The organism is Leifsonia sp. ALI-44-B, from assembly GCF_001984125.1.
Taxonomy (GTDB): domain Bacteria; phylum Actinomycetota; class Actinomycetes; order Actinomycetales; family Microbacteriaceae; genus Okibacterium.
On sequence record NZ_MTQL01000003.1, the window covers coordinates 1 to 20,700 of the forward strand.

At 63.1% G+C, this 20,700-nt stretch carries 24 protein-coding genes; 13 read left to right on the forward strand and 11 right to left on the reverse strand.

The window, feature by feature from the left end; translation table 11 throughout:
- Both ALI44B_RS16315 and ALI44B_RS00135 read right to left on the reverse strand, forming a co-directional pair.
- On the reverse strand, positions 1-180 hold a 180-nt coding region (locus ALI44B_RS16315; RefSeq protein ID WP_238591933.1), incomplete at its 3' end, for a hypothetical protein.
- A complete protein-coding gene (locus tag ALI44B_RS00135; protein ID WP_143458839.1) occupies positions 170-931 on the reverse strand; it encodes a MinD/ParA family ATP-binding protein in 762 nt (253 codons plus the stop codon). The genes ALI44B_RS00135 and ALI44B_RS16315, both read right to left, overlap by 11 nt.
- Before the next feature lie 910 nt (positions 932-1,841).
- On the opposite strand from ALI44B_RS00135, the gene ALI44B_RS00140 reads away from it, so the two are divergent.
- The 10 genes from ALI44B_RS00140 (at position 1,842) to ALI44B_RS00180 (ending at position 8,686) form a co-directional block, all read left to right on the forward strand.
- Positions 1,842-2,171: an ArsR/SmtB family transcription factor gene (locus tag ALI44B_RS00140; protein ID WP_077052779.1), complete on the forward strand. Its 330-nt coding sequence runs from the start codon at positions 1,842-1,844 to the stop codon at positions 2,169-2,171.
- 596 nt (positions 2,172-2,767) lie between these two features.
- Complete coding sequence (locus ALI44B_RS15670; RefSeq protein ID WP_143458840.1) at positions 2,768-4,609, forward strand: hypothetical protein; 1,842 nt, start codon at positions 2,768-2,770, stop codon at positions 4,607-4,609.
- Positions 4,610-4,978: 369 nt separating this feature from the next.
- The gene (locus tag ALI44B_RS15675; protein WP_143458842.1) at positions 4,979-5,467 is read left to right on the forward strand and encodes a hypothetical protein; all 489 of its coding nucleotides are present in this window, start codon (positions 4,979-4,981) and stop codon (positions 5,465-5,467) included.
- Between the two features lie 121 nt (positions 5,468-5,588).
- Positions 5,589-6,437, forward strand: coding sequence for a ParA family protein (locus tag ALI44B_RS00155; protein ID WP_202969348.1), 849 nt, complete (start codon positions 5,589-5,591; stop codon positions 6,435-6,437).
- 2 nt (positions 6,438-6,439) lie between these two features.
- Positions 6,440-6,862 carry a ParB family protein gene (locus tag ALI44B_RS15680; protein ID WP_143458844.1) on the forward strand — a complete coding sequence of 141 codons (423 nt, stop codon included), beginning with the start codon at positions 6,440-6,442 and terminating at the stop codon, positions 6,860-6,862.
- 353 nt (positions 6,863-7,215) lie between these two features.
- A complete protein-coding gene (locus ALI44B_RS00165) occupies positions 7,216-7,458 on the forward strand; it encodes a glutaredoxin family protein (protein ID WP_077052784.1) in 243 nt (80 codons plus the stop codon).
- A gap of 11 nt (positions 7,459-7,469) precedes the next feature.
- Positions 7,470-7,685 carry a hypothetical protein gene (locus ALI44B_RS15685; protein ID WP_143458846.1) on the forward strand — a complete coding sequence of 72 codons (216 nt, stop codon included), beginning with the start codon at positions 7,470-7,472 and terminating at the stop codon, positions 7,683-7,685.
- Between the two features lie 10 nt (positions 7,686-7,695).
- Entirely contained in the window at positions 7,696-7,878 is a 183-nt protein-coding gene (locus ALI44B_RS00170) for a hypothetical protein (RefSeq protein WP_077052785.1), read from the forward strand.
- Between the two features lie 244 nt (positions 7,879-8,122).
- The gene (locus ALI44B_RS00175; protein ID WP_077052805.1) at positions 8,123-8,386 is read left to right on the forward strand and encodes a hypothetical protein; all 264 of its coding nucleotides are present in this window, start codon (positions 8,123-8,125) and stop codon (positions 8,384-8,386) included.
- 84 nt (positions 8,387-8,470) lie between these two features.
- Positions 8,471-8,686 (forward strand): hypothetical protein, encoded by a 216-nt coding sequence (locus ALI44B_RS00180; protein ID WP_077052786.1) that lies wholly within the window; start codon positions 8,471-8,473, stop codon positions 8,684-8,686.
- Positions 8,687-8,863: 177 nt separating this feature from the next.
- Here ALI44B_RS00180 and ALI44B_RS00185 read toward each other — a convergent pair whose 3' ends face one another.
- The 3 genes from ALI44B_RS00185 to ALI44B_RS15690 form a co-directional block, all read right to left on the reverse strand.
- Positions 8,864-9,322, reverse strand: coding sequence for a GNAT family N-acetyltransferase (locus ALI44B_RS00185; RefSeq protein ID WP_077052787.1), 459 nt, complete (start codon positions 9,320-9,322; stop codon positions 8,864-8,866).
- Positions 9,322-9,951: a recombinase family protein gene (locus ALI44B_RS00190; protein ID WP_202969349.1), complete on the reverse strand. Its 630-nt coding sequence runs from the start codon at positions 9,949-9,951 to the stop codon at positions 9,322-9,324. The genes ALI44B_RS00185 and ALI44B_RS00190 overlap by 1 nt, the downstream gene beginning before the upstream one ends.
- Before the next feature lie 137 nt (positions 9,952-10,088).
- Entirely contained in the window at positions 10,089-10,283 is a 195-nt protein-coding gene (locus ALI44B_RS15690) for a hypothetical protein (protein WP_143458848.1), read from the reverse strand.
- 435 nt (positions 10,284-10,718) lie between these two features.
- Between ALI44B_RS15690 and ALI44B_RS00195 the strand changes: the two genes are divergently transcribed.
- Together ALI44B_RS00195 and ALI44B_RS00200 are read left to right on the forward strand one after the other, a co-directional pair.
- Positions 10,719-11,432 carry a hypothetical protein gene (locus ALI44B_RS00195; RefSeq protein ID WP_077052789.1) on the forward strand — a complete coding sequence of 238 codons (714 nt, stop codon included), beginning with the start codon at positions 10,719-10,721 and terminating at the stop codon, positions 11,430-11,432.
- Positions 11,433-11,575: 143 nt separating this feature from the next.
- Positions 11,576-11,965, forward strand: a complete 390-nt coding sequence (locus ALI44B_RS00200) for a hypothetical protein (RefSeq protein WP_143458850.1) — start codon at positions 11,576-11,578, stop codon at positions 11,963-11,965.
- 38 nt (positions 11,966-12,003) lie between these two features.
- Here the strand turns inward: ALI44B_RS00200 and ALI44B_RS00205 are convergent, their stop codons facing one another.
- From ALI44B_RS00205 to ALI44B_RS15695, 3 genes are read right to left on the reverse strand one after another with little or no spacing between them, the layout of a single operon-like run.
- Positions 12,004-12,465, reverse strand: coding sequence for a hypothetical protein (locus ALI44B_RS00205; RefSeq protein ID WP_077052791.1), 462 nt, complete (start codon positions 12,463-12,465; stop codon positions 12,004-12,006).
- Positions 12,466-12,473: 8 nt separating this feature from the next.
- A complete protein-coding gene (locus ALI44B_RS00210; RefSeq protein ID WP_083709326.1) occupies positions 12,474-13,592 on the reverse strand; it encodes a M23 family metallopeptidase in 1,119 nt (372 codons plus the stop codon).
- A gap of 48 nt (positions 13,593-13,640) precedes the next feature.
- A complete protein-coding gene (locus ALI44B_RS15695; RefSeq protein WP_143458852.1) occupies positions 13,641-13,937 on the reverse strand; it encodes a hypothetical protein in 297 nt (98 codons plus the stop codon).
- A 143-nt stretch (positions 13,938-14,080) separates the two neighbouring features.
- On the opposite strand from ALI44B_RS15695, the gene mobF reads away from it, so the two are divergent.
- A complete protein-coding gene (gene mobF, locus ALI44B_RS00215; RefSeq protein ID WP_077052793.1) occupies positions 14,081-17,413 on the forward strand; it encodes a MobF family relaxase in 3,333 nt (1,110 codons plus the stop codon).
- Here the strand turns inward: mobF and ALI44B_RS00220 are convergent.
- From ALI44B_RS00220 to ALI44B_RS00235, 3 genes are all read right to left on the reverse strand, one after another.
- Positions 17,410-18,441, reverse strand: coding sequence for a PcfJ domain-containing protein (locus ALI44B_RS00220; RefSeq protein ID WP_077052794.1), 1,032 nt, complete (start codon positions 18,439-18,441; stop codon positions 17,410-17,412). The genes mobF and ALI44B_RS00220 overlap by 4 nt on opposite strands.
- Positions 18,442-18,668: 227 nt before the next feature.
- Positions 18,669-19,010 carry a DUF4913 domain-containing protein gene (locus ALI44B_RS00230; RefSeq protein WP_077052796.1) on the reverse strand — a complete coding sequence of 114 codons (342 nt, stop codon included), beginning with the start codon at positions 19,008-19,010 and terminating at the stop codon, positions 18,669-18,671.
- Positions 19,000-20,700: a type IV secretory system conjugative DNA transfer family protein gene (locus ALI44B_RS00235; protein WP_077052797.1), complete on the reverse strand. Its 1,701-nt coding sequence runs from the start codon at positions 20,698-20,700 to the stop codon at positions 19,000-19,002. The genes ALI44B_RS00230 and ALI44B_RS00235 overlap by 11 nt, the downstream gene beginning before the upstream one ends.

The window sequence follows — 20,700 nt, forward strand, 5'->3', positions numbered from 1 at the left end:
AGGGCGCACGTCGATGTCGCGGGGCTCGGACCCGAGCGGGCCGCCCACGAGTTGTTCCAGAAGGAACGACGACGGATCAACGCCTGCGGCGACCTCGACAGTTCGGCCCTCAACCGTCCACATTGGGCCGTTGAGCTGAGCAATGACGGCCGCCGGCCGTGCTGTCAGATCAGAGGCCATCAATGATCGCCGCCGTCGCTGCCAGGTACGCGCGCTGAGTCGCGGGTGCAAGGTTCTCGTACACAATGCGAGACCCGTTCAGTGCCTCGTCGTAGGGCACCACGACCACTTCCCGCACATAGTGCTTGAAGTGCTCGATGGTCTGTTCGCGGTTCTCCTCGCTCGCCCGGTACTCGTCGCTGTTCTTGCGCGCCTTCCGCGCTGGCTCCGAAAGAATCAGGATGCCGCGCGACAGCTTCTCTTCCAGGCCCTGCGCCACGAGGATGTCTACGGTCGCGGCAAGCTTCTTGGTGGAGTCCTTTTTGTTCAGGGCCACCAGGACAATTTCGTCGGCAATCTCGACCGCGGCCTGCCAGGTGCTCGCCGTGGCCGCGTTTCCGGTGTCCACGATGATCAGGTGGTAGAACTGCCGCAACATCGAGTGCAGCTGCACGAACGCAGCGCCGTCGATGACTTGCTGGTTCGACGCCTTGTTCTGGGACGCCAGAACGTGGAACCGGTTCTCGCCCTGCGGCCGCATGTAGTTCATGAGCTCGGGCGAGTTCGACGGGACAGCGAACCGGTCAATGTTGTTCAGTAAGTCCGTCGCGGTCAGGTCGTGAGACGCCGGCATGGCGAGGTCGCCCAGCGTTCCTTGGTTCTCGTTGTTGTCCTGTGCCAGCACGTTGCCGCCTCGGACACGTCCGACGGTCGCGCCGACCAGGTACGTCGCCGTGGTCTTTGACGCTCCACCTTTGAGGTTCACCATCACAACGGTTTTGTGGCCCGAGATGCCCCGCTGAACCGACGCCCGGTGACGCCGTCGCTCCATTTCGTCGGGTCCAGGCCCGAGACGCAGCGAATGGCCACTCATCGCGTTCAGGGTGCCGCGCCATCCCTCTTGGGCGGGACTTGCGGGCGGCTCTGCAGCGTTCGCGGCGAAGTCTGCAGCTGACGGCTTTCTCCGCGTCGGAAAAGGGTCCTCGGCGGCCGCGGCCGCCGTAGCCGGTGCTGGTGCGGTGTGGCTCGACTGCCGACGCGGCGATACAGGTGCCTGCTGTGTGGGCAGAGGCGGCATCGGAGGCACGGACATAGGTGCCGGGGTCGGTGCCAGCGCAGCTGCAGCCGGCGGTACTACTACCGCACGCGGCGCAGTATCCGCCGGCGGTTCAGCAATGGCGATCGTTCCATCAGCCGCCACCGTGAACCACGACTCCCCGCCCTGACCTGTACTGCGCACCAGAGTAGGCAAACCCTCAGCAGCCGCCTCTGCGGCGAGCACGTCCATTGCCACGGCGTAGGCGCTTTTATCCCCCGTCGCCGCTTGCGGCACCCCGTCTATCCGAACCGTTCCATCTGAGTCACTAACAAATTCACGCCACATAGTGGCCCCCTCCATATTCGGTTGTCCTACTTGACTGAGAGCCAGCGACCGCGAGGACCCACCAACCAAAATGGCAGCGCGAAACATCGATTAATCCCCCGGCTGTGCTGACTATCAGCGTCAGATCAGCGCTTTGCAGCCTAACCAGTTCGGGTGACACTCCCGAATCGGAGCGCCTATGGCGCTGAGTCTTGGCGATCGCTACAATCTCCATATGTGCATGGTATAACCATGTACTCTAAAAGTGAAGGTTTTTTACATGTACCCAGAAGTAAAGGGGCTCGGGCATGATGGGTGAATGCCTCGTTACGTTCGCCCCCTTGCTGGAGGGGATCTGGAGGCTGTCATCGAGGTTTTAGGGAACCGCGTGCGCGTGGCCATCCTCGGCTACCTCCGTCATCGCGGACCGAGCACGCGAAAAGAAATTGTCGACGGACTCGCCGTCAGCACGCCGACGATCACCGATCATCTGCGTGTGCTTGTAGAACACGAGGCGATCGTCACTGATCCGCCCCTGGAGCTACGGAAGCGTGGGCAGGCTGTCACCTACGACATCAATCCCCCCGTGGTCGATCGCTTCTATGCCGAATTGGGGCAAGCGATCGGGGCCGGAGATAAGTCGTCATGAGCCTAGATGTGGGATCGGTTCTTAATTTCGCCTCCGCGCGTCGCTCCTCACTTAAGGGAGACCGTACCCCTAGTGTGAAGCTCATGACTGACCGGAGACGCGTGCGTGGGACTATTCGTCAACCCGTTCGGGCCCAGTGGAAGATCGAGGCCCACACTAAAGAATTCATTGACACCATGGCGCATAACGCCGGGATTTCCTCGTCGTACATGATCGAGCTGATGGCAAAGCACATCCAGCTTGACGAGCGGGGCGTACCGGAGTGGTTCACCACTCCTGAGAACGTACGGGAGCGGCCTATAGACGCCGCTTAACGAGAAAGCCCCCGCACGAGGCGGGGGCTAAAGCTCTGTGCCTGATCTGACGATGTTTTCGCGGACGTAATCAGATCGAGGCAGTTCCTTAGATAAAGAGCCGGTGGGTAACCGGGACTTTGTCGTTCCCAGGAGGTGATCCGAGGAGGTGACCCCATCGTAACCCAGATCGACGTTTATGGCACCCCCAAACACGCCAACACGCTCGCTGGCGTGTCCCCAGAACAGTGGACACCGTGGGAACTGACGCGACGGCTGAGCCCTCGTGATCACGTTCGTGTGATGAAGCGGGACGCCTATGGGCGTGTGGATGAGAACAGCTATCCGCTGCAGCACCGTGTAGGTCCTGTCGAACCGGCAACGCCATGGTGCATGAACCTAGCGGACGACGCCGGCGTTTTCCGTGTGCTCTGCTTCGACTTCGACGGCAAGGAGAGCGACGAGCAGCTGGAGCAGGCCCATGACGATGCCGACGCCCTCTCGGCTGCGCTCACGCAGTTGTCGATCGCGCACGTGGTCTGTGAGTCATCCAGCACGGGCGGCCGCCACATCTGGCTAGCGATCGCCGGCGGCGCAACGGCCTCCGTTGTCGCCGCGCTTGCGCGTGCCGCGAAGCCGAACTTCCGCACCCTTGACCACGGCATGCTGCACAACCCGCGAACGGGCGCTGCGCGCCCGCCCCTCTCCCCTCATCGAGACGGCAGCGCCTCACGGATCCTCCGTGGCGGCCTTGACGCTCTCCTGCAGCCGACGGCTACCGCCGACGACCTGGTGGCCCTGACAACCACTCTCGAGAAAACTGCGCCGGCCCTCCGCGCCGCAGACAGCGCCCCTACCGGCCCCATCAATGACACGCACCGCACTCACCGCAAGCTCAGCGCGGCCGGTGCCGCGCACATGGCCACGATCGGCGGCGGCGCGAACCCGAGCCACACCGCGTTCCTTTGCCTCCTCGCGGCCGCGAACGCCGGCTGGCAGCTGCGCGACGTGGAGCACGCCGCACGAACCGCGCCCGGCATGGAGCACTACCGCACGAAGAACACCGGCCGCGGCGGCCGCCGGCCCCGCAGCGCCGGCGAAGCCCAAGCCCGGTTAGAACGCCAGTGGGCCAAAGCGCAACAGTACGCGGCCGTTCAACGTCCGCTCCCTGCTCCGCGCGACCCTGCTGATCTCGTGGAGCTCGACGGCATCGTAGAGGCCGTCAGCGCCGTTCTCCGCTCCTTCCAGGTCTCCCCCGGACGATGGGGCCAGACCGAAGCCGCACACTCTCAGCGCTCCATCCTGGCCAGCCTGGCGTATCTGTCTCTGCAGACCGGTAAACGCGTTGTCGCCGCGTCGATCCGCGACCTAGGACTCATGGCGGGTCTCGGCCGCACCACGGCTGCAGACGCCCTCACCGCCCTTACCGACAGCGGATGGGTGGAACGGGTGACCCGAGCAGGCAGCGGCAACGCTGCTGAATATCGCCTACTGACGCACTTTTCCACAGGAACGGGAACAGTCCGGTCACAACCACTAGATAACCCCCGCCCCCCTGCCGAACTCTTTCCGCTACGAACCGATCTGATTCGAGAGCTTGAGCACCTTCTCACCGATCAGCGGCACGATCTTTTCACGCGCGCAGGGCTTGGCCACCTCGCGGGAAAGACCTACGCTCTGCTTCGCTCGCACACCGCCGTGACGATTGCTTCAGCTGCTCACCTGCTCGGCATCAGCACCCGACACGCAGCAACAGTTCTCAGTCGTCTCCGCCGGCACCAACTTCTTGTGAAGCATCCCGAAGGTTGGGCACGATCAAAGAGAGACCTGCGAGACGCTGCAGCACGAACCATCGGTGTGGCCGGCGCCTTAACAGACCGAGCCGAACGATATCGAGCCGAGCGCAAAGCCTGGGAATGGTGGCTCGTTGAAGTGGAGAACATGACTGCTCGGCCGACGAATCGATCGAGGCGGCCGCATGTGTCGAGCCGAACGCTTCAGTTCGTTGACCAGGAACCTGCCGAGCGCCGCTGGCCCCCGTATCCGCGGGACCGTGATGGTCGAGGCGACCACAAAGAGGCCCGTCGATGGGCCCGAACCGGAATGCTCGCACCAGACAGCCTGTGGTGGTCAAGCGCCGCCTAGCTCACCCGCTACCACTCCCCCGCCGCTTCTCACCTTGTCCCGCTAATGTGACCCTCACGGCCAGTCGGTTGCCCCCAACCTGCTTGCGGCCCAGTCGGCCCCCAGACCCCCCTCCGGGGGCCGGCGCTTCAGCAATACCTGATCTGGAAATCGTCAGGTTATGCATCAACGAAACTATCGTCACAAACCCTTTCGTTAGAGCTATCGCCGTCGCTTCCGATGTGAAACCAGTGCGTGTAATTAGTCGCGCTCATCCCTAATTCCGCCCGATGAGCACTGATATCCATGGACAGGCTTTCTTACGTTCCGCGGCTGAAACACTCCGACGCTACTCGGTCCGATGTGAGACCGACCCGCAACAATGGCCCCATGAACCAATCACCATTAACTGAGTTAGCGCTATCCGCTGCACGGAAGAAACGTGAAGATGAGATAGCGGCCGCTGCAGCTCGCGATCAAGAAGAAGCAGAACTCCGAGCCGAGTTCGTAAGGTCGTATCTGGAAAGGGTGGGGCCTATAGTCCTCGACGCGGTTGCAGCCCAATGGGGCATTCCCCACGACTCCCCCGCACTTGTTGATCTTCAATGGCGACTTTCTCCAGAAGACCTCCGCGTGGCCTTCTACAAGAGAAATCCCGAAACAGGTCATGTCGAGGCGAACTTTGCGCAAGGCGCTCGGGAGCGCCTGCATCTTTGGGCAGATATCGACGCTCTGACCATCTCCGTCTACCTCGCCGCTTCCGTCCCAGTCGTTAGAGCGCATCTGAAATTCACCACCTTGGGAATCGGTGATTTGGCTGACCTCGGAGAAGCAATTGAGAAGGCCCGAAAAGAACTCGCAGAAGAGAGCGCCGCGTAGCGGATGTGACGGACACCCGTCGGGCACAACAACGCAACTAACCCTTTTAACGAAAGCGTTATAACTATCGTTATTAACGAAATTAACGCTTGCGTTTATGACGTTGTGTGTAAAGATAGTAATGTCACTTACGAAACCAACGTTACAAACGAAAGCGTTAAAAGGGTTTCATACGTTTATTGAGAGGTGGGACATGGCAGCGAAGATTTTCGCTCTGTCGAATCAGAAAGGCGGCGTTGGAAAAACGACGACCGCCTTCAACCTTGCTCGCGCCGCCGTGGCCAAGGACCTTCGAGTCTTGGTTGTCGATGCGGATCCGCAGGGCAACGTCAGCACGATCACCGTCAAAGACCCGCTTGACCCAGACGCGATCGATTTGGCGGACGTGTTGACCGCCCGAACGGGTGTGACTGCCGCCGAGGCAATCGTCCCCGGCCTCTGGGAGGGATTGAGTGTTCTTCCCTCAAGCGATCGCCTCGCCCAGGTCCGGGATGAGCTTGTAACCACGGGGGCGGGCCGCGAGGCGCGTCTCCGCGAGGCGCTAGCGCCGGTTCTAGACGATTTCGACGTGATCTTGATCGACTGTGCACCGAGTTTGGACCTGATCACTCTGAATGCTCTGACGGCCGCTGATCGGGTCGTCATCGTCGCGAACGCTAGCTTGTTCAGCGCCAATGGAATTGCGCGTCTCCGCGAGACGATCGACACCGTTGAGCGCTACTACAACACTCGGTTGGCGATCGCTGGCGTCATCATCAACCAGTACGAAGCCACGACCAACCATGCCAAGCACTGGCACGCTGAGTTGGACGCCCATATCCAGCCGTTGCTCACGCCCGAGATTCCCAAGCACACGTGGATTCGCGAGGCCAGCGAAGGGGGAGTGGGACTCGACGAGCTTGGCACTCGGGCAGGTGCCCGCCTCGCTGAGGTGTACGCCAGTTATCTCGACACGATCAGGAGGAGCTAATCATGGCCAAGCCCACCCCTCGCGCCAGCGCGCTAGGTAACCGCCACCCGTATGCCCCCGTGGAAGAGGCTTCCCCCGCAGTAGTTGAGGCGGCGCCAGAGGCCCCGGCGCCGGAACCCGCCGCCGCGGCACCTGCAGTCGAACCCGCCGAGCCAGTGCGGCCGACGCGGCAAGCAGCTTCCAAAACGCCGACCAAGGGTGCCGACAAGAAACCCATGTCCGTTCGTGCCAGCCTCACCGATCAAGCGCGAATTCGTGCAGCGTTCATGGCCACGAACTCATCCGAGCGCCACGGGAGCCTGTCTGACTTCATTACTCAGGCGGCGCTAGAGAAGGTGGCGCAGCTCGAACAGAAATACAACGGTGGGGAGCCGTGGCCGCCATTGGATGCTGGCGACGTCCCCACCGGTCGTCCCATCGGCTAAAACGAGCCGATGCGGCGGGGGAGCGGCGGAACCGTTCTCGAGACTGAATCTCGGAACGCACAACCATTGCCCGCTGCGCGTGCTGAACGAGCCGGCATAGCCGGCGCTGTGCGACCGCCACGGCGGTCTTTTTGATCCCTCCTGATGCTCCATCGTCGCGCCCCTTTGTGCCCTCCGTTCAAGCGCTGCGCGCCGGCTCCTCCGGATTTTTCGACCGCGGTCGCAAGCTCCCTTACTCCGGCCGAAAATTCCTCCCCCACCGCCCTCCGGGTTGCACTACAGGCAGTCGGGGCGCTTTGGATTCCATCATCAGGAGGGATCAAAAAATGTTCGGGGTAGAGAGGGGAACAGTCATGAACGCGAAGGTCACGGTCTACAGCAAGCCGAACTGCCAGCAATGCCGGATGACGTACACGATGCTCGACCGGGCAGAGGTCGAATACGTCGTCGTGGACGTGTCAGAGAACGCCGAAGCTCTCCGCTACATCACTGAGGAGCTGGGATATAGCCAGGCCCCCGTTGTGGTCGATGAGCACACCAACGAGAACCACTGGTCAGGCTTCCGCCCCGACAAGATCACCGCACTGAGCGAATAGGGGCGGCCACGATGAAACCACTCGCAGACGCCCCCGACCTCGACGCCGCTGCAGACTTCCTCGAAGCACGCGGCCAAGCCGGCGGACTCACCGAAGAGCAAACCGTCCTTACCGTGCAGCGACTCCGCCGAGACGCCGAAGAAGAACGACGACGAGCTGCCTACCGTGCCCGCAAACGGCAATCCTTAGACCAGTACTTCGGCCGCCCGACAGCACCAATCAACTAGGAGCCCTGCCATGATCCAGGTTCTCGCCCTCATTCTCTCGCTCGTCATGATCGCAGCGCTCGGCGTCATGGGCGTCGGCGCGTGGATGGTCTACAGGGGCTCAGCACGTGGTCAGACAGGCTTCGTCATCTATCTAGCGTTCATCGTCTTCATTTCCGTGGGAATCATTCTCCTCATGCTCCCCAAAGGCTGAGCAAGGGGATCCGCGCCCCGCACTAACCCCTATTCACAAAAAAGCGTTGAAGATCCCGTGCACAAAAACGTGCAGTCCGGGTAAGGTCGGCCGCAGTCGCGTGACTGGCGGATCGCGACTCCGAGGCCCGGCGAAGCGATTTCCCCTTCTAACCGGGCCTCACTCTGCCGGCAGTGTCAGCGGCACATGAGACAACAGGGCAATGGGCACAAACCGGCGTTATGCCGACCACTACGACCGACTGATGACGCAGCGCATCACGGAGGTTCTGATTCGCCCTAAACCCGTGAGTCTGTCGCCAGCCGAGCTCGACACCGACAATGACGAGGTGACGACGCCCGCAACGCCGGTGACTGTGCGAGCGTGGGCGCGGTATCCCGAGACGCCGGCACGAGTCGAAGGCCGCGCGATCGCATGGACCAGTCGCGCCGTACACGTCGAATGGGTCGATGGCAACGGCGAGACGCAGCGCGCCTGGGTGTGGTCCTCAGCCGTCGACAAAATCTGATCACCGAACGAAACACCTGGTTAGGGTCGAGTCATCCACATCATGGCGAACTGCCACGAGGGACTACGGGGGAAGGAACCCACTGTGATCAAGAAAGAACTGCACGACGTTATTCGCTCGGTGCGACCGGCGCTTATCGCGGCCGACGTGACCGAAGGAGAGCGAGCACAATTCCTGTACGACCTCGTGCGCGAGGTTCACACTCACGTCAAATTCGACGTATACGGGCCTGACATAGATGCCCCGGAACGTGCACGTATCGGCGCTGTCGCCGATGCTGCGCTCCCGCCGACGCCGTAAGGTGGAGCACGCCCCACGCCTAGCACCCTGAACGGCGGCTCCGTAGCTCTCGGGGGACTGCGGAGCCGCTTCCCGTCGGGTGAGCCGCGTTGTATTCTGCTGTGGCGTTAGGGACTCTCTGACAGCGATGCAGGCCCCGCCCGGCCCTCCCTGGGCGGGGCTTTTTCGTGCCCTCGATCAGGGGCGGAGAAACGTCCCGTATCGCCGGGGGTCATCACCGGCATATCGCGTGTTCACCACTGGCGGCAGCACCCGGCCGGGATGCTGGTTTGCCAGTTTTACGAACAGCTGCCCGGACTTCTCGTTCGGGTTCTCGACCGTCCATACAACACCTGGATAACGCTGGAGCAGCACGCGCACGAGAGAGGTCGCCCACCCCTGGTGGCGCTTTCGGTGGGCCACCGCAATGTTCGTCACCAGTCCGTGCCGGCCGGTGGGGGAATCGGTGATCTTGAACCGCATCTCCGTCAGGTCGTCGTCCGCTGACGCTCCGTGAATGAGCCGGCCAAGCCTGCCGCGGTCGTGCCGGCGGCGGGGATGAACAAAGGCGATCAGATGCCCTGGATATTCACGTTCCGACGTGATCGTGAACCGTCTGCCGTCCACTTTGACGCGCGCAATGAATTCGCGCCCCATCAGTCCACCGGAGCCGTGTCGGGTACGAGTGAAAGGGTTGGGGTGACAGCTGTGCCCGCCGCACGTGCGCGATCCACCGCCCGGTACACCGTGGCCACGCCAACGTCATATCGGCGCGCGAGCTCATGAATCGAGAAGTCGCCCGAGTGGAACTCAGCCACCAGGTGCCCTTCCGTCGCCGGCGTCAGTTTCGGCTTCTTGCCGCGCAGCTTCCCCTTGGCCTTCGCGATTCTCATACCTTCGCGTGTCCGGGCGCGGATCAGGTCAGCTTCGAATTCAGCGACCATGGCCAACGCGTTCAGGAGGAGCCGCCCTGTAGGGTCCTCGGGGTCGTGCACACTCTCACCGATGCGCAGGCGCACACCCTTCTTTGTGAGTTCATCGATGATGTCTCGCGCATCCGGCACCGATCGCGCCAGGCGGTCGAGGCGCGTCACCATCAGGGTATCGCCGGCGCGGCACGCTGCCATGGCTTCACGTAAGGCCGGCCGCGCACGGGTCGAGCCGGTCAGTCCTTCATCGACAAAGAGCATGCCTGCTTCCACGCCGGCTGACTCTAGGGCCTGTCGCTGCACCGTTGCGTCCTGCGTGTCAGTCGAGACTCGTGCGTACCCAATCAGCAATGTCAGACCTTCCTTCCGTTTGTGGCCCCATCAACGGAACCTTTACCGGAATAAGTCTTACGAGAACAGAGGCCAATGGGAAGAGCGACGCGCCGGGAGTGTTCCGGTCAACGATCGGCTAACGGAACACCGCCGACAGCTGACTAGCTCAGTACGTCCTCCGTGTAGAACCGAACCTCACCCGATGCGAACCGGACTGCTATCACCGCAACGTAGTGACTTGTTTCGTTCTCAGAACTGGCATCATGACGCTCGCGAAAGTGCTTTGTCGCGCCGATTGGCCATTCGAGCCGCACGCCTGGGCCGTCGGGGGTGTTGATCATCGTCGGATTACTCATGCCCCGAGCGTAGGGGGTCTCGGCCGTAGGGCAGAAGGGTTCACGGTCGAGTCGATATCTCCATTTCAGCCAGCTGGCGCAGCCTCACCGACTGTTGCCCGGTCGCGTCTTGCCTGGAAATTGGCTGACAGCGCTTCCAAAGCGGACGAGTCACCCCTAACTCACCGTTGTATACCCACAACATAAGAGATAGGATGGTCACATGGTCAGCAAAGGTCGGCACCCGAAGAATCCGATCAACCGCGCGCTAGACGCGCTCGACCCAAAACGGTTCGCCATTGAACCAATACACGTCGGTCACAGGTGGGGAGTGGTGCGCTGCCTGGCCTGTGACGACACGGTAAGCGTGTGGAGCACGCCCCGCGTCCCCGAGAACAACGCAGCCGACATTCAACGGTTCGCAAAGCGGCACCAGCACTAGGAGGCCAGAGACATATGAACACTTACGAATTCACCATCACTCTCAACCGTGTCCCGGTAGAGGAAGACTTTGATCGACTCTACGAGGCCGGCCTAGACGACTCGACGCCAGAAGTTCGAGACGGCCGCGGCGTGCTGAACGTGCACCGCGAAGCTGAATCCCTGTCCGCGGCCATCCTCAGCACCGTTGCAGACATCGAGCGCGCGGGCTTCGAAGCTGTGTCGATCGCGGACGAAGACCTCGTGTCGCTGAAAACCGTGGCGCAGAGACTGGGCCGCACCTACGAAAGCGTGCGCCTCCTGGCGACTGGCCAACGCGGGTCCGGCAACTTCCCCGCCCCGCTATCCGGCGACGGCTGGGCCCTGTACTCATGGGCTCAGGTCAGCGATTGGGTTGACGCGCAGAAGCCAGGGGGAGTGGTGGCCACGGTCGAGGCTGGCGGGAAATCACTCGAGGATGCCCGTGTGATCGCGGCCGCGTCTCAGCTGCTCCGTGCCCGCGCGATTGCGTCGCCCGAAGCTGTCGCTTCACTGATCCCATTGGCATTGTCGAAGATGGATTTCACCGCACTGCAGCCTGCCATCACGGCTTCGCTGATCGAAGCACTCCGCTCAAACAAGATCACAGTGCAGGGATCGACAGATGGACTGCCCGGCTTCGGTCCGGCGGGTTGGGTGTTAGGAGATGAGGGATTCGACCACACTGGGCCTAAGAGGTTTCAGCCATAGAGCAGATGGGGGCCATTGTGCAGAAGCAGCTCAGCAAGACCAACTGGGCACAGTATCGCCTCGTTACCGGTGCTCTTCCTGACCCGCGTAACGAATATCCGGGGACGATTGTGCACGATTCGAACGGGCACCATTGGCAAGCCATGCCCATTCAGCTCACCGCTCTAGAAGCAGGTGCACGGCGCGATCAGAGGACCAAGCTGCCGGTCTACTCATTGCAATGGGTTCCCGTCTACGAAGTCTCCCGGCAGCGATACCGCGCTCTGAGACTCGCCACCGCAGCATCAGCCCTCCCGCTGATTGTGCCGGCGCTACTTGTCCCGCTGTTCGCCCTATTTCTCCCGATATGGGCGGCTCTCGGCGTTGCGGCGGTCCTTGGATACTTCGCCTGGCGGACGTTCAAACGGTGCGAAACATCCCTGTACAGCAGCTTCCCCAAGGGAAAGTTCCGCGAGGGGGATCTCATCTTTCCGGACCACAGCCTTCTGGAGCTCGACCGAACATGTACGTGGCAGGGCCGTACTGAGTTCTGAGCGGTACACGATGCGGTCTGCGGCGCCCCGCCCCGGAGCTACTGGGGGGAGCCGAAGGAGCTAACGAGCCAGTCCGAGTCCTCGTCTGCACGTTCCAGCCGCACGGTGTAGGTGCCGACAGATGTTGGCACCTCGACCCAGCGCCGGGTCAGGTGGCCGCCCGGTTCGGGTTCCCCCTCTCCCGTGATCTTCGCGGCTGGGATGTTGGCCGGGTCCACGGTGCCGTATGCCACTTTGGCGTCGTCGGTGAGATACGGGCTCAGAGTGGCGAACCACGCGCCGGAGTCCGCATCAAGATACGCGGCCAGGGCGGCCGTGGCCACACTGGTCAGCTCGTTGGGATCCAGTGTGGGCGCAAGAGGCGCGTCGTCGTTCTCGTTCGTTGTGGGTGCCACCGCCGGCGTCGTCTGTGCGCTCATGGGCTCGGTGGCCACACACCCGGTCAGGGTGATCGCGGTGGCCGCGAGAAGCGTCAACGTGAAGGGTGCTTTGCGAGTCATGATCGTTCCTAACAGGTGCTCTTGACCGAGTGGCCGGCCCATACGGGGAGGGTGCAGAAGTTCACGCCGCGTTCCTGCATGAACTTGATCGGATCGGTGGCGTGAGCGGTGTCCGGGGTGCTGTCTGTGAAGACGGTGTAGTGGAGGTGCGGGCCGGTAGATGTTCCCGAGTTGCCGGTCTTCCCGATCTGCTGACCGGCTTTCACTTGATCACCTACCGTGACCTCAACGCCGCCGGTCATGAGGTGGTGATACCTCGTCATGATGCCGTCGGCATGTTGGATGATGATGAGGTTTCCGAGGCCGCTGTTGGAGCCGCCTTGGTCCGTCACGGTCTTCACGACCTCGCCCGATGATGCGGCGAGAACGGGGGTGCCGACACGGGTACTTAGATCGACGCCGTTGTGCAGGTAGGCGTACCCGATCACGTCGGCAGGGCGGTCTCCGAAGAAGTCAGAGATTTGGAGACCGGGTGTTCCGAGGTCGAGCGGGCTCACCCAGTCACCGGCCGCACATCCGGAGGTTGAAGCTCCACCGGAGAGGGCGTCAACGATCTTGATCGCGTTCGCTTCGTGCTTTTGGTAGTGGAACGGGTCAGCGTTCCGCTGGACCTTGTTGATCGCGATCGTCTTATCGAGGTTCGCCCAATCGGGAACCTGTGCCAGTCGATCAAAGAAGGTGTCCGCCGCGTGCTTCGGGTCGAGGACTTGCTCTTTCGTTCCCCAGCTGCCGAGGCACCATTGCTGCTGCAGGATACCGAGCGAGCACGTCGGGGTGCCGTCCGGGTTGGTGACTCCGTTGCCCTCGTCGCCGTAGCCGATATTTCGGAGGGAGGATTCACCGATCGCGGCCATGACGCCGATGATCTGTCCATCCTTACCGAGACCGTGTTCCGACGCGGAGTTCATCAGAACGGCGGCGATCTGCAACTGCTCTTTGTTGAACCCGGCGACAGAATCAGTGGGGAGGTTGTTGCCGTCCACCGCACCGGATACTCCGCACGATTGGGCGTTTGATCCGGAGACGCCAATGATCAGGGCGAGCACGAGAACGAACGCAAAAAGCGGAACGCCGATCAGTGCGACGATCCCTATCGCTGACTTACTTTGGCCTTCGTTGTCCGCCATGTTCTTCCCCCAACAACTGTTGTGTCTGACCCCCGTGCCGCGATACCGCTATGCGTCGTTCGATACTCCGTCGTCGGATGATTCCGACTCGTTGTTGCGAACGGTCCGCCCCGCCGGCGCTGTGCGGCGCGTGCGAGGACGCCCGGCGAGACCCAAGCTCTTTAGCTCGTTCTCGGTCCATCCCGCTTTCAGTGCTGCGCGGCGAGCTTTCGTCGCTTCGCTCTCTGCCTCGTTCAATGACGCCTGGATGCGTTCGACCTCGATGACGGCTTCCTGCAGCGCTTCTCCAGCGGTGATCTTTGCTGCTACTTGCTCGTGTACAAGTTCCTGAACTGATTTAGTCATGTACTCAGAGTAGATGTCAGTGGTTTGAACATCCAGTAGTCCAGTGATTTTTGACTGCTTGTTCTCGTTATGAAGATCAAGAGACTAGAAGCTTGAAAGGATGCACGTATGCTACGGGCTTTGCCCATAGTACAATTGCGGCCATGCGTGGTGGTTTGGTGTTCTTCCGAGGTGCGGGAGCCGCTGCGCGCTCGTACCTCGAATCGGATCACTCCCATGCTGACGAGTACTACCTCGCCGATGACGGCGCTGTGGCCGCGTGGAGCGCCTGGGATGGCGTGGGTGAGCAGCAGAGCACGACGGCCCTCGATGGTGAGTCCTATCAGGCGTGGGTGGACTGGAAAGACCCCGACGCTGGTCTTACTCGTGGCGTCCCGCGCGAAGAGACGCGAATCAACCGACAGGGTGAGGTTGTCGTCAATCCCGCGTCACCCCGGTTCGTTGAGATGACCATCAACTGCGACAAGAGCTTGTCTGTTGCGGCTGCACTGGACCCGGCCGTTTCTGCGGCGCTCGATGAGGCGCAGGCCGCGGCGGCTGCGTCGATGAACCAGTACATGGCGCAGAACTCGGTAACGCGTGTCGGTGCGCGGGGCGCGCAACGCCTGGTGCCCGTTGAGCGCATGGAGTCGGTTTCGGTTGTGCACCGTTCGTCACGGGCGGGTGACCCACATCGGCACGTGCATGTGCAGTGGAACACGCGTGTGTTCGCTGAGGGTTCGTGGCGAGGTTTGCACACCGCGGCGACGCTGAAGCAGCAGGGCGCTTTGCGCGGTGTTGGTGAGGCGGCGATCAACTCGAATACGCGCCTTCAACAGTCGTTGGCGGCGGCGGGTTTCGCGTTCGATCCGCACACGGGCAAGGTGACGAACCTGGAGCAGCAAGCGCAAACGATGTCGAAGCGGGCAACGCAGATTCAAGCGAACGTCGCGCGGTTCGAGGCGGCATGGCGGTTGGAGAATCCGGGTGTCGAACCGGACAAGGCGCAGCGCCGCGAGTGGGATCAGAAGGCGTGGGCGTATGAGCGTCCGCGGAAGCGCAGGGTGTCAGAGAACGCCGAGTCGAAGTGGCTGACGGAGCTGCGCGAAAGCGGCCTCCAGGTTGACGGTTTCGCTCAGCTCGATCGCCCGCGCGCTCTCACTCTCGATGAATTGGACCGTGCCGCTCTCGCGGAACACGCGGTGACGGTCGCCGGCTCTAAAGCGTCCGCCTGGTCCCTTGCCGATCTGGAGGGACACATCGGTGTCGCTGTCGGCGCGGCGGGCGTGCAAGCAGGAACGGAAGAGGTGAATTCGTTCGTTCGCTCGGTCGCGACCGAGGTTGCGGCGACGCTGCCGCAGCTGGCTATGGATGTGCCGGGGCAGGTGCCCTCGTGGGTCCGTCATCTGACCAGTGAACGTGTGCAGCGCGTTGAGGCTGACCTGCGTGAACGGTTCACCGTGCGCGGCCTCAATTCCGGTCTTGCGATCGACACGGACGCTCCGCTGATCGATGGTTTGAACAGTGAGCAGTCGGTGGCCGCGCGAGCGCTGGCGACACGTGCGCCGCTGGTGGTTGTCGAAGGTGCGGCCGGTGCCGGCAAGACGACGATGCTCGCTGCAGCACGTGACATGGCGCAGGCGGATGGGACACGATTCGTTGTTCTCGCCCCGACTCTTCGCGCGGCAAATGAAGCCGCAAGCGCTACCGGATCGAAGGCTTCCAGCGCCCACAAGCTCGTGCACGAACATGGTTTCCGTTGGGATGATGACGGCCGGTGGGTTCGTCTGAACGTTGGCGACGTTGACCCCGGCACTGGCAACACGTACAGCGGTCCTCACGATGAGTTCCGCATCGACGCGGACACCCGTCTCGTGATCGATGAGGCCGGCATGTTGGACCAAGACCTGGCCCATGCGGTGATGACTGTTGCGGATGAATCGGGGGCCAGCGTTGCGTTCGTGGGTGACCGCGCGCAGCTGCCCGCGATCGGTCGTGGAGGCGTCCTCGATATGGCCGTTGCAGCGCACCCGCGGCCGCTGGACCTGTCCGAGCTGTATCGGTTCCGGGAGGCGGGTTATGCCGACCTCACGTTGCAGATGCGGAACCGTGAATCCCCTCGTGCCTTGTTCGATGACCTCGAAGCGCGCGGCAACATCGTCATTCACGCGACCGATGACGAAGCGTGGGCGGCGATCACCGATGACGTGTCACAGCGCGCCGAGGCCGGCGCGAGCGTCGCGGTCGCCGTGGCCACGAACGAACAAGCCACCGAACTCAACGCGCTCGTGCAGGCGGCACACGCCGACGCCGGCCGCACCCGCACGCCGGCCGTGGAAGTCTCCGGAATGGATGGGCTCACCGTCCGCGTTGGCGACCGGCTGATGACGCGGCTGAACGCGAACGACTTGGGCGTGGCAAACCGCGACACCTGGACTGTTGACCGGGTGCACCGCGACGGCAGCGTGAGTGTGCACGAAGGCGCTCGGCAGGCGCGGCTCCCTCGTGACTATGTGGAGGCCAGCACTCATCTGGCGTACGCATCGACGGAGTACGGCGTGCAGGGCGCCACGGTGGACTATGGCCACGGCGTGGTCACCGACTCGTCCTCTGCGCAGGCCGTTTATGTGGCCGCGACCCGCGGCCGCGAGCACAACGCCCTCCACATCGTGGCCGGCGACAGAATCGAAGCTCGAGACGTGTTCGCGGCCACCATGGCGCGAGAGTCCGGCGACCGGGGTATCGACGCCGCGCGCGAAGCCGCGCAACGAGACCTGCAGGGTGTGGTGTTGCCCGCGCCTGATCATGACGTGCAGCTGCGCGCCGCGCGCGTTGCGACCGAGCAGCGCACGTACCAGGCACGGTTGCGTGCGTGGGAGAGCGCCCACCAGCAATGGCAGAGCCGGCACCCGGAAACGCCGTCGAAGGACTACGCGGCCGCGCTGTCGGCAGCTGACGGAGCCGTGATTGAGCTCGGTGGCGCGCGTGAAGCGGTTGAGCGGTCAGAAGCGGGCAAGGCGGTCACGGCTCAGGAGAGCAGCTGGGCGACCGACTACGCCGCCGTCGAGCAGGCATCCGCGGCCGCCGCGTCCGCATCTGTGTTCCGGCGCGCAGCGGCCCAGAAGGAGGCCGAGACGGCGCGCCAGCGCTTCACAGAGCGGCACCAGGCCGAACCGGCCCCGCACCCGACAGAGGCGCAGCGGAACGAGTGGGCGAAAGCGGCGACTGCAGCTGGCGTAAACCCGGCCGTAGACGCGGCCCGCGCCGCGGAGAAAAAGGCGATCGCCAGCCGTGACGCGCTGCGCGCGGATCCCGCGCCTTCTGCTGCGCCGCCGAAGCCCCCTCAGCCGGGGACGCCGGCCGAGGAAGCGGCGAAGGATGAGACCTACCAGAAGCGTGCGGCGGCGCAGCTGGCGGCACCTGATCGTGGCCACCAGCTGGCGCAGGATCGGCAGCGGCAGGCTACTTCCGATAAGGCCCCCACGCAGGAGCGTTAGGCGGCCTGCTTCGCGGCCGCCCGAATGGCGGCGGCAATGCGGCCTTCCAGGTTGCGCGCAATCGGCTTGTTGAAGCGACCGTTGATTTCGGCAAGTTCCCCGGCCGGTGTCAACTCAATGTTCGCAACGATCTTTTGTTCATCGTCAGTCACCGCCAGGAGGATGCAGTCACCGCGGGCGGCGCGGTAGGCGTAGGAGCCGATGCAGTTGTGCATGTATTGGCCCCAGCCGATGACCTCGCCAACGGTGTGCGCAGCGTTGACCGTGTGGGGGCCGACGCGTACCCCGTGCACGCTTGCCGCGACCGGGGTTTGAGGGATCGGTTTCGCCATCGCCTCTCGGTGGCTCTGTTCGCGTTCGAGTTCGTTCCGGGCATAGCGCAGATTGAATTCGGCGGTAAGTGCGTCGTGGAGGCCAGACCAATTCCGAGCCGTGTCCACTCCGGGAGTCGTAAGGGGGCCGGCGACGTCGCCCGCGAGCACCAAAGAGTCTCGCGCATCGGGACTCGTCAGCGACTCGACCAGGAATCGGCGGCGACGAGTTGCCGGCACCGCTAGCAGCACGGATCGCATTGCTCGGTAGCGTTCCGTCGACGGTGCCGCGTCGTGGCTGGCACGTAAGTACTCCACCAGGTGGTCTACCGGCACGGTTGTCTTCACATGTGCCGCAACTGCTAACGCGGAGAGAGGGGCGACAGCGCATTCCCGCACCAGGTCTCTACGCACCCGGTTCTTCCCGAACGCGACCGTCGCAAAGGCGACCGCGGTTTCCTCTCGCAGCGCCGCCGTGAGCCCATATGGCCGGTGCCCATGCGTAAACCGTGCCGATTCAGGCGGTAGGCCATTCAGGATGCGCTGTTCAACGTGAGGGAACATCAGCGCGGCTAGCGCCGCCGCGGGGTCGGATTCTGTGAGAGTTTCAACGAGGGGGCTGACCGTGAACCCGGTGCGGGCGGCAAGTCGCCGCAGAGCGGGCCACAGGTGCTCCCAGGGCACGTCGCCATGCATAGCCATGGTGGACCGGTCCATGACATGAAAGCCGCCGGGAAACCGAAGGTTCGCGTATCAGCGAAGTGCCGGCCGCTCAGGGCGGCCCACTGGGCGAACGTGGAAAATCTCGGACCAGTCCTGCCGCCAATACGGCCGGCCATCTCTCGTGATCGCGGTACTCCGTGCGCTGAGAATGATGCGGTCGGCGTACTCGATGATCGACCACCTGTCGTCAAGGCGGTTCCGGTACTCGGCCCAGGGTCCGTTCATCGGCCCGCCCGTTTCTCTGATCCCAGCTGCCGGCCGGCGTCGTGGCTTCCGCCGCAGCGCCGAAATGCGCCCTTCTCGGAATCAATCAGCAGTGGTAGGTGGTAGTCGAGAACGTCTCGGAGGAACAGGTGCAGTGACGCGTCTTCCTCTCCGAGCATCGTCGCCCATTCCTCGTGGATCGCGGCGAGGCGGTGCACGGCGTCTGGGTGATCCCGCCATTCGGTGCACCACACGACCCGGTTGCTCTCGGAGGGTGTGAGGTAGGGCAGCAGAACCCCGTCAACGAACTCCGGCAGTTCGTCGGGAGCCTCGGTCAGTGGCAGGCGTTCAGACAGCATCGTCGTCCTTCCGTTTCGTATTCGCGGCCGCGGCCGCGGTTGCGTTCAGCTTGGCCAGGGCCTTGTCTTTCCACCACGGGATCGAGCGCACGAGCGCCGGGCGACAGCCGGACGCGAACACCACCATGCGGCCTAGCGACAACGCCGCCAGATCCGACACGTCCATGATTCGTTCCGATTTCTTGATCGTGTTGGTGGTGCGCTTCCCGTCGTGCGTGCTGGTCGTGTGCTCGCTGTATTCGTAGTCACCGATCAGCTCGGACAGGTCGCGAAGGAACGAGTTGGAGGCGTTACCGCCGCCGAATACACGGACGGTGGATGAGGCCCACAGCTGACCGAAGCCCGTCACGCCCCACACCTTCTCGCCCTGCTCCTGGGTCTGCAGGATGGTCACGGGCACGATGCCGCGAGAACCGTAGTGCGTGTACTTCTCAGGCAAGTCCGGGATGCGGCAGATGTTTCCCGCTTCGTCTAGAACGGCCATGAGGGGCCGTTTCAGCCGGCCCGAGGGCTCTTGCTTGGCGGCGTTCTCTGCGGCCGTCAAAACGGCACGAGTCATTGCGGCCAGCAGAGGGCCCGCGGATGCCGGTCCTTCTTCGCTGAACAGATAGAGGGTGTCAGCGGTGGCCGCGACGAACTGCTCGGGCTTGAATTCGCGTTGCCCGGTCTGCGGTTGCACCCATGCGCGAACGGAGTCCGATGACAGGAAACTAAGTGCCTGTCGGGCGTAGACAAAGACGCCTGAGCGTGTCCTCTCAGTCATCTCCTGCATTGCTTCGATTTCCGCGGCGATGTGCGGGTGGGTTTCCTCCACCGCAACGATCGGTGCGCGGTTGTTTTCCCGGTTCATCCATTCCAGAACGGTCGGGAGGTAATGCCCGGTTATCGCGGCCGCGAAGATGTACCGCGACATGAGAGTGCGCGCCGTTTTCGGGAAGAAAGGGTCGCTGGTGTCATCCGCGCCGAAGGTCGCCGATGCGAACACGTCGGCCAGAACGGCGGCGTCTTCGATCGTCTTAACGTTGGCCAGCGGGTCCCACCAGCAGTCATGGCCACGGTGTGCTGACGCGAGCCGTTGGGGGTCGAACACAAACACCGTGCCGATCGCGCTCCGCGCGGCCGACGTCTCGTTGAGGATGTCGGGTTTCACCGACGTGACGAGAAGACACCCTGGCGCCGCGAGAACGTTCGGGATCACGATGGACGCCGACTTCTCCCGTCGTGGCCCCGCAATCACGGACACGGTGTCTTCGTACGATGCCCGCACGGGCACCCGGCCGGCCACGGTGTGGCCGACGGTTACGCCGACGAACTCGTCGGAGACACCCATTCGGCGGTGACGTTTACGCAGTGCCTTGGGCAGCAGTGCCGCGATCGCGCGTCCCGTGCCCATGTAGGGCGCGGCCTTGTCCGCGGGGGCGCGGCGACGGCTGGCGCGGACGGTGAAGAAAATCACCGTCGCGATCACGGCGACGACGATCACCCCCACGAGAATGGCTGCGGTTGTGTGTGCGCCGGTCCACGGGTTGCCCTCCCGAACGTAGGTAACGGGGTTGACCAGCCCCTTCCCTGTGCCTGATAGCCATGCGGCGATCGTCCACACGCTCATCAGTCCGACAATCACCCAGATTGCCAGGAGAACGGCGACCAGAGGGCCGGTGGTGTCTGTTTTGCGGCTTACGGCTGACAT

What these genes read in the sequence shown, in the direction of transcription:
- ALI44B_RS00155 (WP_202969348.1), top strand. Translation starts at nt 5,589, where the DNA reads ATGTCACTTACGAAACCAACGTTACAAACGAAAGCGTTAAAAGGGTTT.
- ALI44B_RS00230 (WP_077052796.1), bottom strand. Translation starts at nt 19,010, where the DNA reads ATGCTGTCTGAACGCCTGCCACTGACCGAGGCTCCCGACGAACTGCCG.
- ALI44B_RS15675 (WP_143458842.1), top strand. Translation starts at nt 4,979, where the DNA reads ATGAACCAATCACCATTAACTGAGTTAGCGCTATCCGCTGCACGGAAG.
- ALI44B_RS00140 (WP_077052779.1), top strand. Translation starts at nt 1,842, where the DNA reads ATGCCTCGTTACGTTCGCCCCCTTGCTGGAGGGGATCTGGAGGCTGTC.
- mobF (WP_077052793.1), top strand. Translation starts at nt 14,081, where the DNA reads ATGCGTGGTGGTTTGGTGTTCTTCCGAGGTGCGGGAGCCGCTGCGCGC.
- ALI44B_RS00195 (WP_077052789.1), top strand. Translation starts at nt 10,719, where the DNA reads ATGAACACTTACGAATTCACCATCACTCTCAACCGTGTCCCGGTAGAG.
- ALI44B_RS00210 (WP_083709326.1), bottom strand. Translation starts at nt 13,592, where the DNA reads ATGGCGGACAACGAAGGCCAAAGTAAGTCAGCGATAGGGATCGTCGCA.
- ALI44B_RS15695 (WP_143458852.1), bottom strand. Translation starts at nt 13,937, where the DNA reads ATGACTAAATCAGTTCAGGAACTTGTACACGAGCAAGTAGCAGCAAAG.
- ALI44B_RS00175 (WP_077052805.1), top strand. Translation starts at nt 8,123, where the DNA reads ATGACGCAGCGCATCACGGAGGTTCTGATTCGCCCTAAACCCGTGAGT.
- ALI44B_RS00170 (WP_077052785.1), top strand. Translation starts at nt 7,696, where the DNA reads ATGATCCAGGTTCTCGCCCTCATTCTCTCGCTCGTCATGATCGCAGCG.
- ALI44B_RS15685 (WP_143458846.1), top strand. Translation starts at nt 7,470, where the DNA reads ATGAAACCACTCGCAGACGCCCCCGACCTCGACGCCGCTGCAGACTTC.
- ALI44B_RS15680 (WP_143458844.1), top strand. Translation starts at nt 6,440, where the DNA reads ATGGCCAAGCCCACCCCTCGCGCCAGCGCGCTAGGTAACCGCCACCCG.
- ALI44B_RS00235 (WP_077052797.1), bottom strand. Translation starts at nt 20,700, where the DNA reads ATGTCAGCCGTAAGCCGCAAAACAGACACCACCGGCCCTCTGGTCGCC.
- ALI44B_RS15670 (WP_143458840.1), top strand. Translation starts at nt 2,768, where the DNA reads ATGAAGCGGGACGCCTATGGGCGTGTGGATGAGAACAGCTATCCGCTG.
- ALI44B_RS00165 (WP_077052784.1), top strand. Translation starts at nt 7,216, where the DNA reads ATGAACGCGAAGGTCACGGTCTACAGCAAGCCGAACTGCCAGCAATGC.
- ALI44B_RS15690 (WP_143458848.1), bottom strand. Translation starts at nt 10,283, where the DNA reads ATGAGTAATCCGACGATGATCAACACCCCCGACGGCCCAGGCGTGCGG.
- ALI44B_RS00205 (WP_077052791.1), bottom strand. Translation starts at nt 12,465, where the DNA reads ATGACTCGCAAAGCACCCTTCACGTTGACGCTTCTCGCGGCCACCGCG.
- ALI44B_RS00200 (WP_143458850.1), top strand. Translation starts at nt 11,576, where the DNA reads ATGCCCATTCAGCTCACCGCTCTAGAAGCAGGTGCACGGCGCGATCAG.
- ALI44B_RS00185 (WP_077052787.1), bottom strand. Translation starts at nt 9,322, where the DNA reads ATGGGGCGCGAATTCATTGCGCGCGTCAAAGTGGACGGCAGACGGTTC.
- ALI44B_RS00220 (WP_077052794.1), bottom strand. Translation starts at nt 18,441, where the DNA reads ATGGACCGGTCCACCATGGCTATGCATGGCGACGTGCCCTGGGAGCAC.